Raw genomic sequence first — 23,273 nt, 5'->3', positions numbered from 1 at the left:
TTAAAGCTAAATTTTTTCCCAGATCTGATCTGCATTTAAATAAAAACTTCCCAAAGCATTAAAACGACACTGATCGGGAGCTATAATTGAAAGGAACGTTTCTCCATTGTCTCGCTTGTAGAGGTGGTACGTTTCACCAAGTATAGGCTCGAAATTAAATTTAGCTTCAAAAATAAGTTTGTTATACTCAAACTGTTGCATCATCGCTTCATATTCGGCTTTCAGTTCTAAATACTTCGCGCTTACTTTATGGTTAACTTTATTAATACTTCTGTTTTTCCAAGGAATATTATCTATAGCTTTAATTACCGGAGCCCCAACATTACTAGCATACGCCTTTAGTGAAGCGTCGTATTTTTTCGTATCCGGATTATAAACAACATTATCTGGTTTTTTATCTTTTGCCATATTTCACAAAACGCAGATTAGGTTAATTTTTCAAGTTTTTTCATAACCTCTTCGGCTTCATAAGCTTTCTGGTCACTCATTTTTCTGTTGGTAGTCGATAGCTTATGCGCCTCTTTTAACAGACTTTCGTACTGCGCTTGCAACTTTTCCTTTTCTGATTTCTTTTTAAATAGTCCGAACATCTAATTATTATTTAGGGTAGAAATAAATACGATTTGTAATTACATAAAGATACACAATGTGTGCCTTTAATACGAAATTGCTCATAGAAAGAACTTATATGATTTAAGGAAATATTGATTCGTTTATATGATATCCTGTCTACTTATTAAGGCTGGCACTTTCATATTAGGCATAAAACTGTTAAAAAATATTTTTTTTTATAGCTAAACGCTTGTTGCACTCAATACACGTAATTAGCAAAGTAGACCGACATTAAGCGCTTGTATATCTATGAATAAAGACATCTTAATATTAGACTGATTCAAAAGTCGTTTTCGCATTTCATCCTTATCATTTTTAACTCCAACTTACACTAGACTTACATTAGTAAACCTATGATAAACAAATATTAAACAAAAACCTGTACATTATTTTTTAGAGTAAGTTCTGAAGATTTACTAAGGACAAGAAACATGGTAAATACAGATAAAATCCGTTACAACTGTTCCGTTTCACTAGCAATAAAAAACAAAACGTTTTGTGCATTCCACCCCCAATTCGAATAAAAAAAGTGTTAAAAAACAACTCTTTTTCTGGATAATTATTTAAAAGTTTAGTAAAGTATTGAATTTCATGAATAAAAAACACGCAAACAACGAAGTGTTTTACACATAAAACGAGTATTTTAGTGCCTAAAAGTTATCCATTGTCTAAGTTAGAAGGAACTACGACTCTAAATTTAAATTTTGAGTATATTTTACCTATCGTGACTAAACATTTGTGGTAAACTAAATAAAAACGCTATGAATTGTATCATAATAGATGATGATGAATTAGCCAATGCTATTTTAGAACAATTAATTAAGAACAATCCAAACCTGACACTTGAAAGCAGTTTTTCAAGTGCCATCCAAGCTATTAAATATTTAAATAAAAATACGGTTAACCTTGTTTTTTCAGACATTAAAATGCCTGAATTAACGGGACTTGATTTTATCCGAACGTTAAAAAGCCCTCCTAAAATTATTTTAACCAGTTCAGATGAAAACTTTGCTATTGATGCTTCAAAACATAATTGTGTAGTAGATTTTCTTGTAAAGCCTATTAAACAAGAACGCTTCAATACAGCCGTGCAGAAAGCCATTAACAACATAAAATTTTGTATTAGGAGGGAAACGAGATAGACTAAAAAAAGCAACCAACTGCTTTATAGAAAATAAAAAATTTAATTATGCCCCTACTTAATAAAATTTCTAAAAATGTTTCTTTAACCTTAATTATATTAGCGATTATAGTAATGCTGGGATGGTTTTTTAACATAGACCTCTTTACGCAAATTATTCCCGGATTACCTACTATGAAATTTAATACAGCGTTTTGCTTTTTGCTCTTAGCGACTATTATTTTATTTTATGGAAAAATTAAATACAAATACGTAGCGATAACCCTAAATTTATTTCTGTTTTCAATTGCTTCCCTGACACTATTCCAAGATGTTTTTAACTCTAATTTGGGCATTGATCAGTTATTTATAAATGATTTAAAAAGTAAATCTTTAGGAAACGCACATCCCGGAAGAATGTCTATGGCCACCTCCATATGCTTTGTATTAATGAGTTTAACACTCGCTTTTTTAAATTCTTCACGGAGAAGATTAAAAATCATTTCGGCTTATCTTGCTCATTTTATATCTATTATCTCTTTTCTAGCCATCACTGCATTTTTCTTTAAAATTTCTACATTAAATAAATTAAGCTTTATCTCGTCCATGGCAATTCATACGTCAATTGCTTTTTTAATGGCAAGTATCGCCGTGTCTCTTACTATGCCATATTTAGGTTTTACTAGGTTATTTAAAGGAAAAGAATTAGGAAATTTTATGATGAGAAGACTTTTCTTCCAATTACTAGCCTCTACTCTAATCCTTTCGTTTATTGTTATTTATCTCTATCGAAGAGACGTCATGGCCGCAGATTTTGCTATAGCCATTTTAGGTGTATGTTTTATTGCTATTATTATTATAGCCCTTACGTTTACCGTAAAATTTATTAATAAATTAGAACGGGAACGATTTTCAATCCAAGAAGAATTATCTATAACCAACACCTATCTTAATGCCACTCCAGACCCCATGATTGTCCTAAACAAACAGGGCGAAATCGAGGTCGTTAATCGTTTAATGAAGGATACATTTGGTTACACTCTAGAAGAATTAGAAGGCAAGCAAATGAGCTCTCTTATCCCTGAAAGATTAAGAGAAAAGCTTAATTTACAATTAATGCAATATCTACAAGGCTGTTCAGATCGCAAGGTTAATTGTAAAGACGAAATGAATTCGTTAATGGTACAGATTCAGTTTATGCATAAAAACGGTACAGAGTTTCCTGTAGAAATGACTTTAAATTCTATTACCACTAAAAATGGCTTTGTCACATTGGTTGCATTTCGAGATATATCTAGACGTGTAAAAGCAGAAACAAAACTTGAAGTTGCAAACCACAAATTACAAGCCGCATTAGACGCCTCTATTATTGGAATTTGGGATTTAAATTTAATCGATAATTCTTTAAACTGGGACGATACTATGTTTCAGTTATATGGTATCACAGAAGACTTGGAAAAAGAGGATACTTTTGATCTTTGGAAAAACCGAATCCATCCAGAAGATGCAGATCGGATAGAATCTCAATTAACAAAAACTATTGAAGGTCAAGAAGAATACGATACCGATTATAGAGTAATTTGGCCTGACAAATCTATTCATTATATACGAGCCAAAGGGATGGTATATAAAGACACCGAAAATAATCCAATCCGAATTTTGGGTACCAATTGGGATATTACAAGGCAAAAAGAATACGAAGAAGCTTTACAGAATAGTACAAATCAGAACAAATTATTTATAGATGAAGCCCCTTCGGCTATTGCCATGTTAGATACGAATATGGTGTATTTAGCAGCTTCAAAAAAATGGTTAACAGATTACAGCTTACAAGAGGAAGTCATTGGCAAATCACATTACGATATCTTTCCTGAACTTGGAGAAGACTGGAGGAAAATATATAAAGAATGCCTTAATGGTGCAGAGAATTCTTCAGACGAAACCATGTTCGAACGTGCAGACGGATCCATACAATGGCTAACGTGGCAAATAAAACCATGGTACGAAAGCGAAAATAAAATTGGTGGCTTGTTAATATATACGGCGAACATCACCCAGTTTAAAGAAACCGTAATGGAGCGTTTAAGACTGCAAAATATGCTTGAACAGTCTAACGAAATTGCATTAATAGGTAGTTGGGAAATAGACCTAATTAAGGAAAGTATTTATTGGAGTCCTGTAACCAGAAAAATCCATGAAGTTTCAGAAGATTACACTCCTAATATGGAAGAAGCTATTAACTTCTACTTAGAAAAAGATAGACCCGTAATTTTGAAGCGCATTAACGAAGCTTTAGAAAAAGGAGAAGCATTCGATGTTGAATCTCAAATTATCACTGCAAACAACACAACAAAATGGGTTAGAAGTATTGGTAGGGCCGAACGCATTAATAATAAAAACAGAAGGGTATATGGTATTTTTCAAGACATTACAAAACTTAAAAATTACGAATCGTCTTTAATTCAGGCCAAAAAACAAGCCGAAGTTGCTAATAAATCAAAATCTGAGTTTTTAGCAAATATGAGTCATGAAATTAGAACACCGCTAAACGGCGTTATTGGCTTTACCGATTTATTAATAAAAACACCACTTTCTAAGAGTCAGGCGGAATACGTTAAAACAGTGTATAGCTCTGCAAACTTATTGTTAGATGTAATTAACGATATTCTTGATTTTTCTAAAATTGAAGCCGGAAAATTAGAACTGCACGAAGAGAAAACCGACATCTTTGAATTATGCCAACAAACCGTGGATATTATAAAATATCAGGCGGAAGAAAAGAATCTAGAAATCTTATTAGATATCGAGCCAACTATAAGTCGTTATATAGATGTAGACCCTATTAGATTAAGACAAATTTTAACCAATTTATTAAGTAATGCGGTTAAGTTTACAGAAAATGGTGAAATAGAATTAAAAATATCACGAAGCAATTTTTCTACAGAAACTAACAAAGGCACCTTTACTTTTCAAGTTAGAGATACTGGTGTGGGAATAACACCTGAAAAATTAGATAAAATCTTTGGAGCTTTCGATCAGGAAGATAGTTCTACCACTAGAAAATATGGAGGTACAGGATTAGGCCTAACCATAAGCAACAAACTATTGGCTTTAATGGATAGTAAACTTGATGTTACGAGTGAACTAAATATAGGAAGTACATTTTCTTTTAAAGTAGATTTTAAATGCCATAGTAATTCTAAACTTTCTTTTAACCTCGATAAAAAATACAATAATATTCTTGTTATTGATGATAATCAGAATAATAGAAAAATCTTACAAGACATGCTCACCGTGGCAAATTGCACCAGTGAAATTGTATCTAATGCAATTGAAGCCATAGAAAAACTAGAACAGCCTAATACATTCGACTTGCTTATTGTAGATTATCATATGCCTTATATGAATGGAATAGACTTTATTAAATATGTAAGAAACACCATTGGACTAGATCATGAAAAACTGCCAATAATGCTACTTCACAGTACTGCAGACGACAAACTTATACTAGAAGCATCTAACGAATTTAATATAAAATACACTCATACAAAACCAATCACTTTAGTACAATTATTAAGAATTATAAATCCGCACCAAAGCAAATCGAACATCATTACTAAAGATGCGGATATCGAACTACCTAAAATTATTGCAAAACACAATAGGGCTTTAAACAACATACTTGTAGCAGAAGACAATCCTGTTAATCAATTATTAGCAAAGGAATTAATAGGACAAATAATCCCAGAGGCCAATATAGTAATTGCTAACAATGGAAAGGAAGCCGTAGAATTTTATAAAAAACACAAATTTGATTTAATTTTCATGGACATTCAAATGCCAGAAATTAGCGGGATTGAAGCCACACAAATTATAAGAAAACTAGAAAAAGAAGATGAACATATTCTAATTATAGCATTAACTGCCAGAGTGTTTAAAGAAGAAAAAGATATCTGTATTGAGGCAGGAATGGACGATTATCTTACAAAACCTATACGCTTTAAAACACTTCAGAATTTATTAAAAAACTATACCAATGAAGGTATACAATAAGCTTTACCCTATTTTATTAAACTAATAATACATGCCCGAGACAAAAATTATTCTTATAGAACCAAATTTAAAAGATGCAGAAGACTTTTTAAATATTGGAAAAGAAAATAATTGGAAAGTAACCCATTTAACTAATAGCTTTAAGGCGCTTCAAATTGTAAAGAATGAAGCCGATTCTAATTGGTTACTTCTGGCATCTGATTTTTCAGAGCCACTAAAACCTGCACAACTTAAAAGTTATTTAAACGATATAAAAACTAGCCGAACACACGTTATTGAAATTAAAACGGCTAACAACGAAGAACTTAATTCTAATATAGTACAGCTTTCAAAACCTTTTAATGCTACGACTGTAGAGGCTATAAATTACCATTTAAAGGTGTCTGCAAATTTGTTGAAACCTCAGCCTTATTCATTAACGTACTTAAACGAACTTTCTAATAACGATGAGACATTTATAAAAAAAATATTGAAAACTTTTGTACTCACTGTAGGAGAGAAAATGGACGAAATGGAAACCTTAGCGGTTAACGAGAACACAGACATAAATGCCATTAAAGAAATTTCGCATACAGTAAAACCTTCTTTTGAGATGTTAATTAATCATACCGGTAAAGAATTGTGCCAAGCTATACTTAATAATGGTGCTCCAGAAGATAAAATGTCTTCTTACGTCTTAGCTTTAAAAGAAGAATATAAAAAAATAGTAATCTCAATTTCTAAAGATTACCCTAATCTTTTAGACGCATAAAATAAGATTAGGGCTTATACTACATCTATTTTAGCATATGCTTTACCTTTTGAGTTTAGTAAAGTTGGCTACAAAATTGTTCTGGCTTTAAACAAAAGCTAAAAAACTCTATGAATATATATTCATAGAGTTTAAATAATTAACACAAAATACTGTCTACTAATTCTGTTTGGGTTTTACAAGTGTTTGTACCGTTACTTAATTTGCAGGATTTAATCTGTTTATAGCAGTTATAACACCACCTTCAACCTCTAGACCTTGCGTAGCTGTAGCAGTAGCGACATCAATATTATAAACAAAACTTCCTGTGTTTGTTGTAATACCTACGTATGCAGTTGTTTTATCTTCAGAAATATAAGTACTTCTAGATGTTACAACTACAATATCCTCTACATTAGGCGTACCGGTTACCATAGTTAGGGTTTCGCTATAAAGATCTACGATAGCGTATTCTTTTCCAGTGGTGTAAGCACCTCTATTAGCAACGTCCTCAAGATTAAGTAATAATTTTCCGTTACCTAAATACATCTGTGTTGTGGCATATTTCCCTCCTGTAGCCTCTTCAATATTAAAATAGAACGTATCAAATTCTGTTGCTCCACTTTTTATTCTAGTAATTGCTGAAGGTTTTGTTGACACAAAATCTCCATTAAATGTTGCAATAGATGATGAAAGCGCATACGTATCTCCTAATTCATCAACTGCTAAACCACTTGTAAAGTAACGTCCTATAAAACTTGTACGGTCGTCATGAATTGTTTTTTCATAAGCCATTTCAGGATAAGAGAAAACTGCAATATTGGCTTCGTCTGGATACAATGTACCATTTCTATCGTCGCCTGTTCCTTTTATAGTATAATAGGGTAAATAGACTTTGTTACCAACCTGAGTAATCCATGTAAAGAAAGCAATCTCTCCGTTTTCCTTAGCCGCCAATTCTTGTGTATTAATCTGACCTTCAGCAACGAATTGAGAAATTTGGGTATCTAAACTGTACCAATACGCCGTTGGATCGTCCGAACTTCTGGAGATTTTCATTAATAAAATATCATTATCAACAGGAGCGAACGCTTGAACGGTTTCCGATTGAAAATCTGATAATTTATCTAAAGATCCTGTATCATTTAATTGATACGTTGTTACAGCTCCAGGGTTCCCTTGCCCGTAAAGCATACTAAAAAACTTATTATTACTAGTAACATAATATCTATACGTTCCATCTTGCTCCAGTCCATTTCCAACGGTAGAGATAGAACCTTGGGTTAGGTCGTCTGCTGTAAGAATATAATCTGCTACACCTTCCGATGCCGTTGGTGTAGCCGTAATTATGTATTTCGCCTCTGCGCTTTCAGATCCTTCCTCAGGACTTGAATTGTCATCACTACTACATGATGTAAATAATGCGATTCCGGCAAATACACTAAAAAGAATGTGTGTGTTTTTCATTGTAAATAATTTATTAATTTGAAAAGATTTCTATGTAATTTGAATTTAATTTTTGAAGCTTGTTATAGGTCAGGAAAACGAAGCCAACAGCGGTATATTAAAAAAAAGTATATTTTATTTTCCCCGTAAAACTCCGTCCTGGTTTTTGCAGACTAAAATTATCATATAAGGTTTCGTCTAGTAGGTTCCTGCACTCTAGGGTAAACTGAAGTTTTTTATTAAAAGAATACGTTGCAGTTAAGTCGTGCGAAATCTGATCTGGAATATCTAGCTTACTACTATTGCTACCTAAACTTGGCCAATACAGGTAAAAAGAGTGTACATACAATGCGTTATAACCGATACTTAGGTGTCCGTTGTTTTTTCCAATATTAAAAAAATTATAACTTACATCTGCATTACCATACAAATAAGGCATGTTTGGAATTCTATCTTTATAAACAATGCTAACAACCGTTTGGTTTTCTTCATATTTAGTATTATTACGAAGGTTTTGGTAGGTTACGTTCGCACCAATAATTAAACGATTATCCAGATGATATCTTACTTCTGCTTCTATACCTGCGCTAGTTACACCTCCTAGATTATCCATAGTAGTTGTGGCCTGATTTGGACTAAACTTTTCGCGAATAAAATCGTCTGCATCGCGGTAAAATCCACTTGTATTAATAGTGAACTGATGTTTTTTATTAATGTAAAACCAATAGCTAAGACCTAAATTATAATTACTACTATTTTCGGGTTTTAGATACTTATTCCCCTCCAGATTTACTTCATCACCAAAAATTTCATTGGCTTCAGGTAAGCGATAGCTTTCTTCGAAAGAAGCTTTAACTTGGAAATTTTCGTTAATAAAATGCGTTAAAGCAATTCCGTATCCCGTAGCATGAAATTTGTCTGTGTAATCGGTGTAAGCAATATCTCCATAATTTCCCGTAGGATTATAAGAATCGGCAAATGTGTTTTGCTGAAAGTATTGCTTTATAAACACAGAGGCATTCCAATTAGTTCTCTTATAATCGAATCCTAAACCAGTTATATTCTTTTTATTTTTTTTAGGCTGTTCGTAAATTTCATTGTCGGGATTCAATTCATTATGTCCAACTCGATTAAACGTATTAAAGGTATTACTAAGCACTACACTACTATGCTCATTAATGTTATAACTTAAATTTGCTGTAGAAATACCTGCGTTATTTTTGTATTTATATAAAGAATATGAGCGCTCTCCTCCTGCACCTTCATATTGTTTGTAATCTCCAAACCAATTATATCGTCGATTTACTGTATCTATATTTTTCTCTTGTCCTAGATTAATGTTTGCACTAAATTTCAGACTCAAATCTTTAATAATAAAGTCGTCTTTCTTATACTTTACACTAGGCATAATTATGTTTCCTCTGGTATGCCATTTTCCGAAAACACTAACAATTCTGGCGCCTGTTTGTATTTCTTTATAGTTTTGACCTAATGTGATTCCAAACAGCAACTCGTCTGCGAACTTTTTGTTTACTACTCCCATATTAAAAATTACAGTTTCGTTGTGGTAAGTATCATGAAAACGCTCGACTGTTTGATCTGGAAAATACTCTCCAGTATTTAAATCTGCTACATCTACATTCACTTTATAATTATTATCTGAATAATTTTGAAATGCATTTACCTGAGCGACAAAACCAGATTTAGCCACATAAATCGCATTTACGGTAGATCGATGTGTATTAAATGAACCATAAGAATATGAAGCTTCTAGGTGGTTTTTTGTGTAGGTATTAGTGATTATATTCACAGCACCGCCTAGCGCATCTGCTCCAAGACCTACAGGCACAACACCTTTGTACACCTCGATCCGTTCTGCCATGTTTATTGGAATATTGTTGATTTGAAACGATGACCCGAAGTTATCCATAGGAACACCGTCTATAAAAAATCGCACTTGATTTCCTTTAAATCCGTTAAGAGAGAAGCTCATTTGAGAGCCTACACCTCCACTTTCACGGACTCGGACACCAGAAACACGATCTAAGGCATGTCCTAAATCCAAGGAGGTATTATGCAGTTTTTCGGCGTCTACAACGCTTACATTAAATGCTTTCTCTTTTACTTTCTGAATTTGACTCTTTCCAGTAACAAGAACTTCCTCTAACTCGGTATTTGAAGCCTTTAAAGCAAACGATAAGCTTTTACTTTCTCCTTGTTTTATATTAAAAGTGCTTTGTGTTGTTTTAAAACCTAAATAAGATATTAATAAGGTATACTCTCCGTTGTACTCTCCAAAAAAGGTAAAAATTCCATTCTGATCTGTAACCACCCCTTGATTGGTTTCTTTAATAATTACTGTCGCTCCTAAAATGGCTTTATTATTATCGTCGACAACCACACCAGTCACGATCCCTTGGGTAGACTGTGCTATGCTAAAAAGTGAAAACAAACAGAAATTAAAAGTAAGAAATATGTTTTGTATTTGCATTTTAAATTTATATTATTCTTATTTAGTCTAAATACTAATAAAATGCAAACTTATGTTTTACCATCTTCTGAAAGCATACGCAAAACGGATAAAAACCTACGTGAAACGGAATACATTAATTATGGAAATTCACTTAAAAAATGAATTCCTTGGTAAGAATAAAACGGCCCTAGAACTCCCCTAATCACAATTAAACAACTATTTACACAATTAAAAACTTAACTACCCTCTACAACATCAGTCCACATATTTAAAAAACAGTTTTTTATACTGTTTTCTTTTTTAATTTAAACACAACTGCAAGTGCTGTTAATGAAAGTAATATCCAAAAAATATCCATTACAAAAATTTGTGTGTATCCTTTTTGCCAAGTGACCCAAAACCAGTTTCCAGAAACAAATCCATTAGCAACAGGAACAAAAAATCCTAAAACACTACCTAATATTAAGGACGTCTTATTGGTGAAATAATTATCTTTTTTAATTATAAAAATGGTACTTAAAGCCAACCAACCATAGAAGAATACATTATATATTAATACTTTTTTTCCGCCTTCAAAATCATCTCCAAAACACTTTACAACTATAAAGATTAATGCTGTTATTGGATAGATACTTAAACAAATGGCCATATAAATATGCACTAACCAACTGTTGAATTTTTGTTTATACACAGGCACATTACTCTTATCACGAGCAACTAGCCAAATTAAAACTCCAGAGATAATAACAAAGCAAGTAATAAGCCCCAGTACAAAGTTAATTAACTTCATACCATAGCCTCCGTAATCGCCAAAATGCAAGCGTTTTAAAATATTTGTAGAACCTTCTAAATAAGATGTTTTTGCATACGGATCTTTTTCATCTACTACACTGCCATCTCTAGCGTTAAAAGTGACATAGCCACTAGTTAAAAGTTTATCGTTATAAAAAGGAGAGCCTTTAACCTTGACATGCATATTTTTATCTCCATAGTTAAAAATCTGGAGACCATTAATCTTAATCTCGGGCCACTTTTGTTTAGTTTTTGCAACCAAATCGTTAAAAGAAACAGAGGTATCTAATGCTTCACCTTTTAATTTGTATTCTATAATTTTTTCTGCACTTACTGCCTCTTTAAAACCTTTAGAATCGTTTTTAAATAACACAGATTCTATTGGAGGAAGCATAATACTGTATCCAATAATTAAATATGCTCCAGTTACGGCGAACATAAATTGAAAAGGAAGACCTATAATCCCTAAAGACACATGTGCATCTGTCCAAATTGTTTTCCATTTGGTATTGGGTCTAAAAACATAAAAACTAGATATTATTTTTTTCCAATGTACTATAACACCAGTAAGTATGGCAAAAAGGAAGAAAAAGGCAACAAGACCAGCCAATACATATCCCGATTGACCAATAAGATTCAGTTGTGCAAAAAAATGTAGTCTATAAAAAAACTCACCTAGCGTATAAGATTCGGCATATTTTTCGGTTTTATAAGTAGAAAGATTGGTTACAAAAAAATTCCGTCGTCCTCTCCTTTTAGTGACTTTCTTGTTCTTTGGAGGCGATATAAGTGTCGATGCCATCTGGCCTTCAATACGCTGATTAAATGACACATCTCTATTTCTTAATTCATGATCTCCTTCTAGAGATTTTAATAAACTGTCAAAATCGACTTCACTAAAATAATTATCGGTAACGGGCTCGTTTCGTTCCCAAGCAATAATTTCATCCCTTAAAAAAGAGATAGACCCCGTAAAAAAAATAACATACAACGCAGCACTAATAATTATACCACTAATAGTATGTGTATGAAACATAATATTATATACTCTTTTAGACATAAAGACTATTTGTTAAATAATGAAAGGTTGTTTGTAACAGATAAGTGCATAAAACACAAGACTTATGAGCAAGTAAATGCCCCATATTTTTAATCCGTTTTTTGCTAAAAAAGAAATAATAAAAAGGGCCGTCCAAAGGATAAAACCTGCAAAACGAACGGTTATTAGCGCATTAGGGACATCCCACCATACAACTAAAAACATATGAAATACTTCGGTAACCAAGTAACCACCAATAAAACCTGCGGTTATTTTAATTACGCGTTGCAAGGGCGAGGATAAATGTTTTTTATTTGCTGGCATATTTAATTAAGAAAGGTATATTTCAATTCCGAGAGAAAGAATTGTGATTAGTATTACAGTAGAAAGTTTAAAAAAACGAAGAGGTGCTACCAATACCACTAAACTAGCAACGGTCATTAAAATGACTAGAAAAGAGAACACTCCTGCCCCAATTCCTAAATCTATTATACAAAGTATCATACTCACTAACAGGAAACATCCAGCACTGTATTTACTAATTTGTACATTTTCGTTTATCCTCTTTTGGAATTCTAGTTTAAGTAATAATGGCGCACGTTTACTCGTGCTATACAACATGTAAAAACCTAGTAAAGCAAAACTTGAAGCTAAAGTGATCATGGAATCTTTAAAATTATTGAAATGATTTTTTATAAAAACAGCTCTTACATTTACAATTAGTTGAAGTTTACAACAGAAGTAATAATTCTGAACTTTTCTGAATACGCCTCTTCTAAAACTTCCTCTTTTTGGAAAGCCTCAAACACATGCTGTCCTTCTGATTCAGGTGTAAAAGAAATGATTCCTAATACATTGGTATTTATTATTGGTAGCAGGCCATTTGGAGCAAAAACTTTTACTGCGGTCTCTGGCAATACTTTCCCATTAGACACTAATATCATTGAAATTTGTTTTGTGTTATGCGTATCTGTTTTATACATACACAACACATTTCCTAAAGGCATTTCTTGAGAGCTTATTTCCTTATTTTGTTCACCCACAGTAACCTTAACAGACGTATTAAATTTGTATTGGGTATTCTTAATTATCGTTGAAACAGTATGATGGATAGACACATAATAGTGCCCTTGAATTAAAGGCGTGAAAAATGCTGTATAGTAATAGTCGTGACCACTTCTTACATCAAGCTTCTCTTGCATTCCATTAGGTAGCGTTAACCAAAGTGTGAATTCTTTTGTGTCTGACCACCAATCTTCAATACGCTCTTTTTTTAAATCTTCCGGTTCGGCATAAAAAATAGTAATGTTTTGAGGTTTTCCTAATTCCCCTTTGTCTTTGGTTTCTATAAATAGCGCATGAGCAAACATGTTAGTAGTATAAACACAAAAAAACAGAAGCCTAAATAGTGATTTTATTAATTTCATTTTAAGTCGAATTACACTATTAATTATATTAAGTCTAAATAAATATAAATTCAAAATTATTATATTTTTAAGCCGTTTAATTTACGCTAAACGGAATATTTTATACGCGAAACGGAGCATTACGAGAAGTTACGTAAAATAATACTTTTTGTTTATTTAGATTAAATATAAATAATATACATTTGCTAAACCGACAAAAAACCGATTGATAAATGTGTAAAACAGGGTCATGATAAACAGTGTAATAATTGAAAACAATAATGAAACCATTTTCGATAAGACCCCAGATATTGCTGAGATAGACGAATGTGGGACTCAAGATTTTTATACCTCATTTATAGATAGAACATATAATGGATGGTACAAAGAGCAAATATTTGATAATTTTAAAATTGGCTATGGTGCTTTAAATGGAGCTAATAAAAAAAGAATAAAATTCAGTTTTAACCAAGAAACTATTGGGATGATTTTTATTTTAAAAGGAGCTTTAAGCATGAATGTTAATAACGCTTTATACACCAATCATTTCGAAACCAACGAGCATAATATATTTTATTACACAAGTGCAAATGATGTCATTGAAATTACAGATAATACCGTATCAATAGTTCGTATAAATTTTTCGGTTAACTTTTTCAATCAGTTTTTACCTGCAGATCATAAATTTGAGAACTTCAGAAAACAAATTAAGCGTAACAAAAGCCGAACGCTTGAAAAACAAAATTATCAAATTACCCCACAAATGCATTTAATCATTGATAATATTCTTCATTCCAAACGCAAAGGGTTTTACAGAAAAATTAATATGAATGCTTTAGTCTTCGAACTGTTGCTACTGCAATTAGATATGTTTAATCAAGGTATCCAAAAAGATATACATATTTGCGATACCAAAAAGATTATTAGGATTAAAGAATATTTAGACTACCACTACACACAGCCTATGACCTTAGAGTTTTTATGCAAAAAATTCGGAACTAATGAATTTGCTTTAAAAAAAGGATTTAAGTCTACTTTTGGCAACACTGTTTTTGGATATATATCGGATTTAAAAATGCACAAAGCCAGAAATTTGTTAATCGAAAATAAGATCTCTATTGGAGATGTCTCCGAAGTAATTGGCTATAAAAACGCACAACATTTTTCTACAGCATTTAAAAAGAAATTTGGACTTACACCTAGCAAATTTATTAGCAGTAACCCTAAGGATATTTAATTATTATGCGTTTAACAAGCTCTTGTTTATTCCTTTATAAAATCTTTTTTAAAACGTGTAAACTCATTTAAATCAGAATTATTAATTAAGGTCTTACGTCCGTTTTCCTTAACCAACTGAAAACTATCATACAAGCTTCCCATAGTGGTATAAGCATTGTATTTTAGAGTATCATTATCTATCGTAATAATTTGAAATAGTTGCGTAAACTCGCCGCGTTTAACCATCCAATTTTTATCTTGAGATTCATACATTTTTGGTCCGCTTACTGAAACGGAATAGATTGCTCCTGCATCTTCCACAATTGTTTTCCCAGTTGTTTCGTTTGTATCGTATCCTCTTGCATATGTATGATCGTGCCCCTGAAGTACTAAATCTACTTTATATTTATCGATTAAAGGTTTTATAGCTTCTCTTAACTTGGTGTTGTCTCTCCCCTTAGCAGTAGAGAACACTGGGTGATGCATTGTAATGGCAACCCATTTTTTGTCGTTCGATTGTAAAACAGAGTCTAACCATTTTACTTGAGCATCTCTAGAAGTATCATCATTGCCTAAACTCTGAGAGTCTAAAGATATAAGTTTTAGATTCTGATAATCGAGTGTGTAGCACGTTTCTATTACTGCTTCTGTGGGGCCATTTTGTGGTAAATTAAATTGAGGTCGCCACAGACTAGATAATTTTGTTCTATCCTTCGTCTTATCGTATTCATGATTGCCCGGAGTCATAACACTAGGTACTGTTGCATGTATAAAACTTCCTGCATAAAACCATTCTCCCCACTCACGATCAGATTCGCTATGATTAATTAGATCTCCTGCGTGTAACATAAAATCTACTTCTGGCAACATTTTATAAGATTTACGAATTACTCTAGACCACATAGATTTTACATCATTTTGTGCATCTCCAAAATAAATAAAGCTGAAGGCATCATTTTTATTCTTCGAAGGCATTTTAATTTGAAACCATTCACTCCAAGTATCGTCGTTTGTTTGACCATCACCTACGCGATATACATAAGTTGCCCCAGGTTTTAAGTCTGTTACTGTAACGGAATGATACGCCGCTTGAACTAACGGCTCCTTATCTCGAACATTTTCTAAATCCAAAAATTCTGTCTTTGCAGAAACTCGGGTGACATTATTATTCAATAAAAAATCGGGTCCATGCGTTTCTTCCGCCATTTCAACATAGGCCGTGTCTATATCTTGATCTGTTCGCCAATTTATTGCCACACTATGTCGCGGATCTTCAGTTAAATTAAGGATAATGCGATCTGGTGTTTTAGACGGGAAAATTAATTTATGAGCCGGGACATGAGACAACGATGAATAATGCGAATGGCCATGCGCTTCTGTTTGTTTAATTTCATTTGTTTCATGCTTCACTTTGCATGAAATAAAAAGTAATGCGATAGAAAAAAGTAATCCAGTTGTTTTCATATTATTTATTATTATATAATATTTAGAGCGTGAAAAAATTAAGCTTTTAGAGAAAATGGTTAGTAAAAAAGAACCCTACAAATACTAAGTACCCATAGAGTCCTAATCAAATAACAAAACAAAAAAATTAATTTCTATAACCTTTCATATTCAAATAATCTAGAAGTTGCTGCGGATGATCTGTTTGAATTACATTAATATATTTCTTATCAAAGCACTTTTCAAAGCCAGAGTATTTTTCCACTGTTTCCATATCGTCATAATCTCCTAAGGCATTTACCCAAACTCGCATTCCTTTATCGAAAGCTTTTTTTAATAAGCTATCGGTATAAAATCTGTCGTCTACCTGGATGACTGTGATGTAATTGTATTTCAAGATATTTTCTACATCTTCGGCAGAATATGCTCTTGGCATAATTTTGACATTAGGATTTATAGCGTGAATTTTTGGAGCTTTTGTGTAGTCATACAAATAAAAAATAACCTCTTTTTCTACTTGATACTTTTCAATGAGTTTGAATGCAGTCTTAGCACCACGTTCTGATAACGATTTAAAATCTAGATCTAAGAATATTTTCCCTTTGGTAAACTGAAAAACTTCTGCTAAAGTCAGAATTTTTTGATCTGTAATACTATCATCTATTTTTAGTTTTAAGTTCTTTAAATCTTTCCATTCTAAATCTTTAACAAGGCCTGTACCATTAGTAGATCGATCGATACTACTATCGTGCATAATAATTAGCCTCCCATCTTTAGTTTCTCTAACATCTATTTCGACTATATCGACACCTATCCTGATCGCTTCATTTATAGCTTCAACAGAATTTTCTGGATATTTGTCATGAACTGCTCTATGAGCAACAGCCATAACATAGTCTTGATTATTATAGTTGGTAATTAAACTATCTAACTTTGTATTTTGTGCATAACTTGTTAAGCTTATAATCGTTATAACTAACAAAAAAAGTATATTATTTTTCATTCTAGTATCCTGTATTTTGTGGAAATTCAACATCACTTAAATCTATTTGGGCTTGAGGTATCGGTCTTAAAACATGATAATTTTTAATGTTTTTCGATCCATTTGGGTTATAATTTTTTACTCGTTCTTCTAGTTTACCTGTTCTAACTAAATCCATCCAACGCATGGCTTCACCTCCCAACTCTCTAGCCCTTTCGTCTAAAATAAAATCGAGAGTAACATCACTTGCAGTGACCAGAGATAACTGCGTATTAGGTTTCGCGGCTCTTTCCCGAACTGTGTTAATATAATTTACTGCTTCTGCTTGTTTACCTTGGAAAAACAAAGCTTCCGCGACTAACAAATACGTATCTGACAAACGACTCACGAAAAAGTCTCTAAATCCAGCTTGATCCTGAAAACTCGCTCGAGTTGGATCATCGTGTTTTTTCATGCCCCAGTGCATTTTATCTATATTTGGTGCTATTTTAGAGTATGTCCCATCTTCTGCTTCCCATATTACAGTATCTCCTATGGCCATACCATCGGGTATTGATTCTGCATTGTTATAGGTCCATGTATATCTAAAGGTTTCATCGAAACGGGCATCATTCTTTTCAAATAAAGTTCTAAAAAATTCTGTAGGTCTAAATCTTGTATATGGTCTCCCTCCCTGAGTAACATCTCGGCTTAAACCAGGGAATTGATCGTAAGCGGGAGTAAAAAATAAATGGCCTTGATTACCACTTCCGTTGCTTAATGGATCTGTACCGTATTGCACAGAAAAAATAATCTCACTATTCACTTGATTGTTATAATCGAAAACCTCTTCATAAGTATTTAATAACTGATATGGCCCTTGTTCTATAAGTTCCATTCCATTTTTTTCGGCAGATGCATAATCTTTCATTAGTAAATTAATCTTCACTAATTGATGAAGCGCAGCGCCTTTTGTCACACGACCTATGTCTGAAGATGTCCAATCTAAATTATCAATCGCAAATTCGGTATCTGCTTTCATGAACTCCCAAATCATCTCTTTAGACGTTCTCACACCATCTGTTTCTACCCCTTTCGTTTCGGTTTGTTTTAAAACAACATCTCCAAATTGCAGGGTTAACCAGTAATAGTAATGTGCTCTTAAAAATCTAACCTCTGCTTTAAATGTAGTTTTTTTAGCTTCAGATAAATCTGCTACAGCATCTATGCGTTCTAAAACAGTATTGGCTGCATTAATTCCTAAATAACAATCTGTCCAAAGATTGTTTATATAACTCATGGATGAATTAAGCTCGGACGTATACATATCCATGGCTTTGTAACCACCATCTTTTCCATGTCTAAATAAATCTGTACCAAACGTGGTAAGTGTAAATCCTGTTTGAGATCCGTATATATCTCTTAGAAGAGAGTAAGTTCCATTAACTCCATTTTCTATTCCTGTAGCCGTTTTATAAATAACATCTGGTGTGGCTTCAGAAATAGGTTCTTCTTCTAAGCTACATGAGGTTGTAATTAAAAACAAACCGAAAGTTAGTAATACAACGTTTTTAAATTCTTTTTTCATTTTTAGGTCAGTTAAAAGGTTAAATTTAATCCCATTGAAATGGTTTTAATAGAAGGATATAAGGCTCTTTCACCATTCGATTCGAATTCCGGATCTAAACCATTATAAGATGTGAAAGTGAAAGGATTATCGGCCGTAACATTAAAGGTTAATTCTCTTATTTTTAATTTTTCCAATATCGGACTTGGTAAAGCATAGCTTAATACTATATTACGAACACGCACAAAACTCACATCTTTGTAGGCCAAAGTAGAGCCTAGATATACACTTTCCTGACTAACATTAGGTCTAGGATTTTCGTTTGTCGGGTTTTCTGGCGTCCAGTAATCCACATCTAAGTTGTTATACCTTCCTGCTAACCTGTTATTATTGCCATACCATTCCGAATAGGTTTTAACATTCTGTCTTGTATATAAAACAAATGAAAATCCAAATCCTTTATAGTATAATCTATTGGTTAAACCTCCAATCCAATCTGGAGTAGACGATCCTAAAATCACACGATCATCGGCGTTAATTACACCATCCTCATTTACATCTTGCACTTTAATTTGCCCTGGTTCGAAACCATAACTTGAGGCAAGTTCGGCTTCGTCTAATTGCCAAATGCCTAGTTTGTTATAATCGTAGAAGACATTTATAGGATTTCCTAAAAACCATTCGTTTCCTATATCGTCTGTACCATCGCCATATAACTCGGTAATTTTATTGGTGTTTTTAGAGAAGTTTAAATCTATATTCCAATTAAAATCTGCTGTGCTTATTATATTATTAATAGATAAGCTAGCTTCAATTCCTTTATTTTGTGTAGAACCAATGTTTTCTAAGACGGTAGAGAATCCTGAGCTAGAAGGTAAACTACGAGGCAACAAAAGATCGTCTGTATTTGCTACGTAATAATTAACAGAACCACTTAACCTTTGTTTCCATAACTGAAAATCTAAACCTACATTGAGTTGTTTCGTTGTTTCCCATGTTAAATTAGGATTAGACACAGAATTAGGGATAAAACCAATCACGCCATTATCGCCAAACATATATTGCTTTTTTTCTAATACACTAAAGGTCTGATACGGATCGATTCCAGTATTACCGGTTTCCCCATAACTTACTCTAAATTTTAAATCGGAAATCACATTCTTTGAAACATTATCAAAAAATGCTTCTTCAGACACTCTCCAAGCTATGGCCGCAGAAGGAAAAAAGCCCCATTTATTACCTTCGGAAAATCTTGAAGATCCATCGGCTCTTGCTGTAGCAGTAAAAAGATATCTGTCGTCGTACTGATAGTTAATTCTACCCGTAAAAGACACTAAATCCCAATCTTTATAATTACTACCTACACTAGATACTTCTCCTGCAGTGGCTAAATTGTGATAGCCTTGAGAATCGTAAGGTAAATTTTTAACATTGCTGTAATTTGTTTTGGAAGTTTGTGTTTGAAAACTTTGAACTCCAGTAGCCGTAAACTGATGTTTCTCACCAAACGTATTTGAGTAGTTCAAAATATTTTCAATAGTAAACGAAAAGGTATCAGAATCGCTTATTCCCGCAGAAGATAAACCACCCTGATTATTTGTGGTCTCACTGCCATAAAAATAACCCCGATTTCCAATTTCTAAATCTGGACCAATATTTAATCTATAACTTAAATGATCGTTAAATTCATATTCCCCATAAATACTTGCAAATACATGAGTGACATATCTTTCATCTAAAGAGTTTGCTAAATCCGATAATGGATTTACTCTTTGGCTTTCATCATTTGTAGGTCTGTAACGTATAGAACCATCGTCGTTATAAGCAACCCCTAGCGGACTTAATCTTAAAACGTTATCATACAAATCGTTCTGAACCACATTTTGTTTAGAACGACTTAAGAAAGACGACACGCCAACTTTGAATGCATTAACTTTATGATCTAAATTAATTCTGATTGAACCTCTTTGATAATCGGCATTATCCACAACTCCGCTTTCTTGATAAAAGTTTAAAGATGTAGCAAATTGGGTATTTTCTTTACCACCCGTAATTGATAACTGATAGTTTTCTTTATTCCCCGGATGGTAAATAAAATCTTGCCAATCTGTATCTGTACCGTTCTCTATCGATGCTAACGCGATATTATCAAAAATGTCTTCGTCGTCAGGATAATTACCATTTGCGGTTACAGTTCGGTTTGCTTCTCTTCTTAACTGTGCAAATTCTTCTCCATTCATTAAATCCAAACTATTTATAGGCGTTGTAATCCCATAATACGTACTAAACGTTGTTCTAGTCTCTCCCGATTTTCCACGTTTGGTTGTAATTAAAATGACACCGTTGGAGGCTCTAGAGCCATAAATAGCAGTTGCAGAAGCATCTTTAAGCACTTCCATTGAAGCAATATCATTCGGGTTAATATCGTCGAACCCTGTATTTAAAGGAATACCATCTAACACGATTAACGGATTATTATTTGCGCCTATAGAATTATCTCCACGGATACTAATATTAACAGAACTACCTGGTTCGTTACTCGAATTAAATACATCGACTCCTGCTACTTTCCCTTTAATTGCACTTAAAGGGTTTGAAACTGGAATTTCCGAAAAATCCTTTTCATTAACAGAAGCTACGGCCCCAGTAACATCTCTTTTCTTCTGTTTACCATATCCAATAACAAGAATTTCGTTAAGCCCCGTGATATTCTCGATCATTCGAACCTGAATATACGACGAAGCCTTAATTTCTTTTTTGTTGTAACCTATATGCGTAAATACAAGTATGTCGTTAACCGCATTGATTTCCAATTCAAATTTTCCATCAAAATCTGTTATGGTTCCGGTTTGCGTTCCCTTTAACAATACATCTACTCCAGGAAGTGGCATATTATTTTCGTCGGTAACTAAACCTCTGCTTAAAAAGGGTACTTCTAATTCATTTTGTTTTTTAATTCTTACAGAAACTGTATTATTAGATATACTGTAATCGATGTTCATTTGAACCACGAGTTGATTCAAAACATTAGAAACATTGGTTATTTTATTAGAATACGAAATGGTATTTTTAATGTCTCTAACCTCATCAGGAAATATAAAATTTAAAGACGTTTGGTTTTCTATAGATTCGAAAACTTCAATAATAGTTGCGTCTTGTATGTTTAACACAACCTTTATTTGATTTAAATTAATTGGATTTAATGGTTTTGCATTTGAAATTTGAAAACAACAAATCAAGAATAGAACAATTCCGAATTGCAGTCGTTTTATACTTTTTTTTGAAACAAAATACATATTTTGAATATATTTGATATTAAATTAATTTTCACAGATTAGTTTTTTACTACTGCTCGATACGGATTGCACTCCTTATCGGGCTTTTTTTTAGGTCTTATTTTTACATAGGCGTTATTATTTACAGGGTTTAGCTATAGCTTCTATATGCTGATTATCTAGATACTTAAATTCTATATCATAAATAAAATGTAAACTCTCCAGAATATCTTCTAGAGATTTATTCTTGTACGTCCCGCTAATGGTACATTCGGAGTACGTTTTAGATGTGATTTTTATGCTCTTATCGTATTTCTGATTCAGCATATTAACCACTTCTTCCAAATTCGCCTGATTAAAAACTAAGGCACCTTCCATCCAAGTGGTGTAATCTCTAGCCTGCACAGTTTCTTTAATTAAACCGTTGGTATGTTGTGAAAGTTTTACTCTTTCATTTTTAATTAAAGTCAGCGTGTTTTTAGGATTGCTGTTATCGGTCACTTTTACCTTACCGGTACTAACGGTAACAGAAGGCGTAACATTTTCATAATTGGACACGACAAATTCAGTCCCTAAAACTTTTGTTTCGAAAGCTTGAGATGTTACGATAAATGGTTTTTCGGGATTAGATTTTATTTTAAAAAAGGCTTCTCCTTCTAGGGTTACCTCTCTAGTGTTATTAGCAAAAGTTTCCGGGTACTTTAACGTACTTCCAGAATTTAAATACACTACCGAAGAATCGGCTAAAAGCACTTTTGTTTGCTCGCCTCTCTCGGCAACGACTTCTATAAGTTTAGAGTCTACTTGTATTATATTAAAAAGGATAGAGGCTGTAATACATAATAAAACCGCAGCAGCTATATTTCTAAAATTAAAGACTGAAGCTTTTCTCTTATCTTTTAAAATATTTGAATAAATCCTATTCTTTACACCTAAATTGAACTTAATATCGTTCTCACTTAAGCCCCCTTTTTGAAAACCATCTAGATAACTTTCTACTACGAATGATTCTCGCTCGGAGGTTTTATTTTTAGCGTAACGATTAAGCAAATCATTAAATTCATATTCGGTCATAAGTACTCGGTTTATTACTAAGTACCTATTTTTAAAAATACACCTACGCTATTTTTAATGCTTA

16 protein-coding genes are annotated in these 23,273 nt (G+C 32.8%); 4 read left to right on the top strand and 12 right to left on the bottom strand.

What is annotated here, in order from left to right; all coding sequences use genetic code 11:
• Positions 1–6: 6 nt before the first annotated feature.
• Both AC0UBM_RS07850 and AC0UBM_RS07845 read right to left on the bottom strand, forming a co-directional pair.
• Positions 7–408, bottom strand: a complete 402-nt coding sequence (locus AC0UBM_RS07850) for a DUF2452 domain-containing protein (protein ID WP_475688243.1) — start codon at positions 406–408, stop codon at positions 7–9.
• 17 nt (positions 409–425) lie between these two features.
• Positions 426–590: a Lacal_2735 family protein gene (locus AC0UBM_RS07845; protein ID WP_414036393.1), complete on the bottom strand. Its 165-nt coding sequence runs from the start codon at positions 588–590 to the stop codon at positions 426–428.
• A gap of 783 nt (positions 591–1,373) precedes the next feature.
• On the opposite strand from AC0UBM_RS07845, the gene AC0UBM_RS07840 reads away from it, so the two are divergent.
• Genes AC0UBM_RS07840 through AC0UBM_RS07830 form a run of 3 tightly spaced genes read left to right on the top strand, consistent with a single transcriptional unit; the run spans position 1,374 to position 6,536 of the window.
• Positions 1,374–1,754, top strand: a complete 381-nt coding sequence (locus AC0UBM_RS07840) for a LytR/AlgR family response regulator transcription factor (protein ID WP_414036394.1) — start codon at positions 1,374–1,376, stop codon at positions 1,752–1,754.
• Positions 1,755–1,801: 47 nt separating this feature from the next.
• The gene (locus tag AC0UBM_RS07835) at positions 1,802–5,785 is read left to right on the top strand and encodes a PAS domain-containing protein (protein ID WP_475688242.1); all 3,984 of its coding nucleotides are present in this window, start codon (positions 1,802–1,804) and stop codon (positions 5,783–5,785) included.
• Positions 5,786–5,816: 31 nt separating this feature from the next.
• On the top strand, positions 5,817–6,536 hold the full coding sequence (locus AC0UBM_RS07830) for a hypothetical protein (protein WP_475688241.1): 720 nt from the start codon (positions 5,817–5,819) through the stop codon (positions 6,534–6,536).
• A 198-nt stretch (positions 6,537–6,734) separates the two neighbouring features.
• On the opposite strand, the gene AC0UBM_RS07825 is transcribed toward AC0UBM_RS07830, so the two are convergent.
• The 5 genes from AC0UBM_RS07825 to AC0UBM_RS07805 form a co-directional block, all read right to left on the bottom strand.
• A complete protein-coding gene (locus AC0UBM_RS07825; protein WP_434037520.1) occupies positions 6,735–7,982 on the bottom strand; it encodes a DUF4374 domain-containing protein in 1,248 nt (415 codons plus the stop codon).
• Between the two features lie 97 nt (positions 7,983–8,079).
• Complete coding sequence (locus tag AC0UBM_RS07820; protein WP_475688240.1) at positions 8,080–10,452, bottom strand: TonB-dependent receptor; 2,373 nt, start codon at positions 10,450–10,452, stop codon at positions 8,080–8,082.
• Between the two features lie 265 nt (positions 10,453–10,717).
• On the bottom strand, positions 10,718–12,286 hold the full coding sequence (locus AC0UBM_RS07815) for a PepSY-associated TM helix domain-containing protein (protein ID WP_434037518.1): 1,569 nt from the start codon (positions 12,284–12,286) through the stop codon (positions 10,718–10,720).
• Positions 12,287–12,298: 12 nt separating this feature from the next.
• A complete protein-coding gene (locus AC0UBM_RS07810) occupies positions 12,299–12,589 on the bottom strand; it encodes a hypothetical protein (RefSeq protein ID WP_434037517.1) in 291 nt (96 codons plus the stop codon).
• Between the two features lie 395 nt (positions 12,590–12,984).
• Entirely contained in the window at positions 12,985–13,635 is a 651-nt protein-coding gene (locus tag AC0UBM_RS07805) for a hypothetical protein (RefSeq protein WP_475688239.1), read from the bottom strand.
• A gap of 286 nt (positions 13,636–13,921) precedes the next feature.
• Between AC0UBM_RS07805 and AC0UBM_RS07800 the strand changes: the two genes are divergently transcribed.
• The gene (locus AC0UBM_RS07800) at positions 13,922–14,908 is read left to right on the top strand and encodes a helix-turn-helix transcriptional regulator (protein ID WP_434037514.1); all 987 of its coding nucleotides are present in this window, start codon (positions 13,922–13,924) and stop codon (positions 14,906–14,908) included.
• A 26-nt stretch (positions 14,909–14,934) separates the two neighbouring features.
• Here AC0UBM_RS07800 and AC0UBM_RS07795 read toward each other — a convergent pair whose 3' ends face one another.
• From AC0UBM_RS07795 to AC0UBM_RS07775, 5 genes are all read right to left on the bottom strand, one after another.
• Positions 14,935–16,353: a purple acid phosphatase family protein gene (locus AC0UBM_RS07795; RefSeq protein ID WP_475688238.1), complete on the bottom strand. Its 1,419-nt coding sequence runs from the start codon at positions 16,351–16,353 to the stop codon at positions 14,935–14,937.
• Between the two features lie 127 nt (positions 16,354–16,480).
• The gene (locus AC0UBM_RS07790) at positions 16,481–17,314 is read right to left on the bottom strand and encodes a glycerophosphodiester phosphodiesterase family protein (RefSeq protein WP_475688237.1); all 834 of its coding nucleotides are present in this window, start codon (positions 17,312–17,314) and stop codon (positions 16,481–16,483) included.
• 22 nt (positions 17,315–17,336) lie between these two features.
• Positions 17,337–18,881: a RagB/SusD family nutrient uptake outer membrane protein gene (locus tag AC0UBM_RS07785; protein WP_475688236.1), complete on the bottom strand. Its 1,545-nt coding sequence runs from the start codon at positions 18,879–18,881 to the stop codon at positions 17,337–17,339.
• Positions 18,882–18,892: 11 nt separating this feature from the next.
• Positions 18,893–22,156, bottom strand: coding sequence for a SusC/RagA family TonB-linked outer membrane protein (locus tag AC0UBM_RS07780; protein WP_475688235.1), 3,264 nt, complete (start codon positions 22,154–22,156; stop codon positions 18,893–18,895).
• Positions 22,157–22,273: 117 nt separating this feature from the next.
• A complete protein-coding gene (locus AC0UBM_RS07775) occupies positions 22,274–23,209 on the bottom strand; it encodes a FecR family protein (protein WP_475688234.1) in 936 nt (311 codons plus the stop codon).
• Positions 23,210–23,273: the final 64 nt, after the last annotated feature.

It is taken from the genome of Formosa sp. F44 (genome assembly GCF_056238645.1).
The sequence above is the reverse complement of the archived record's forward strand: the minus strand, read 5'-3'. Positions and strand labels throughout refer to the sequence as shown.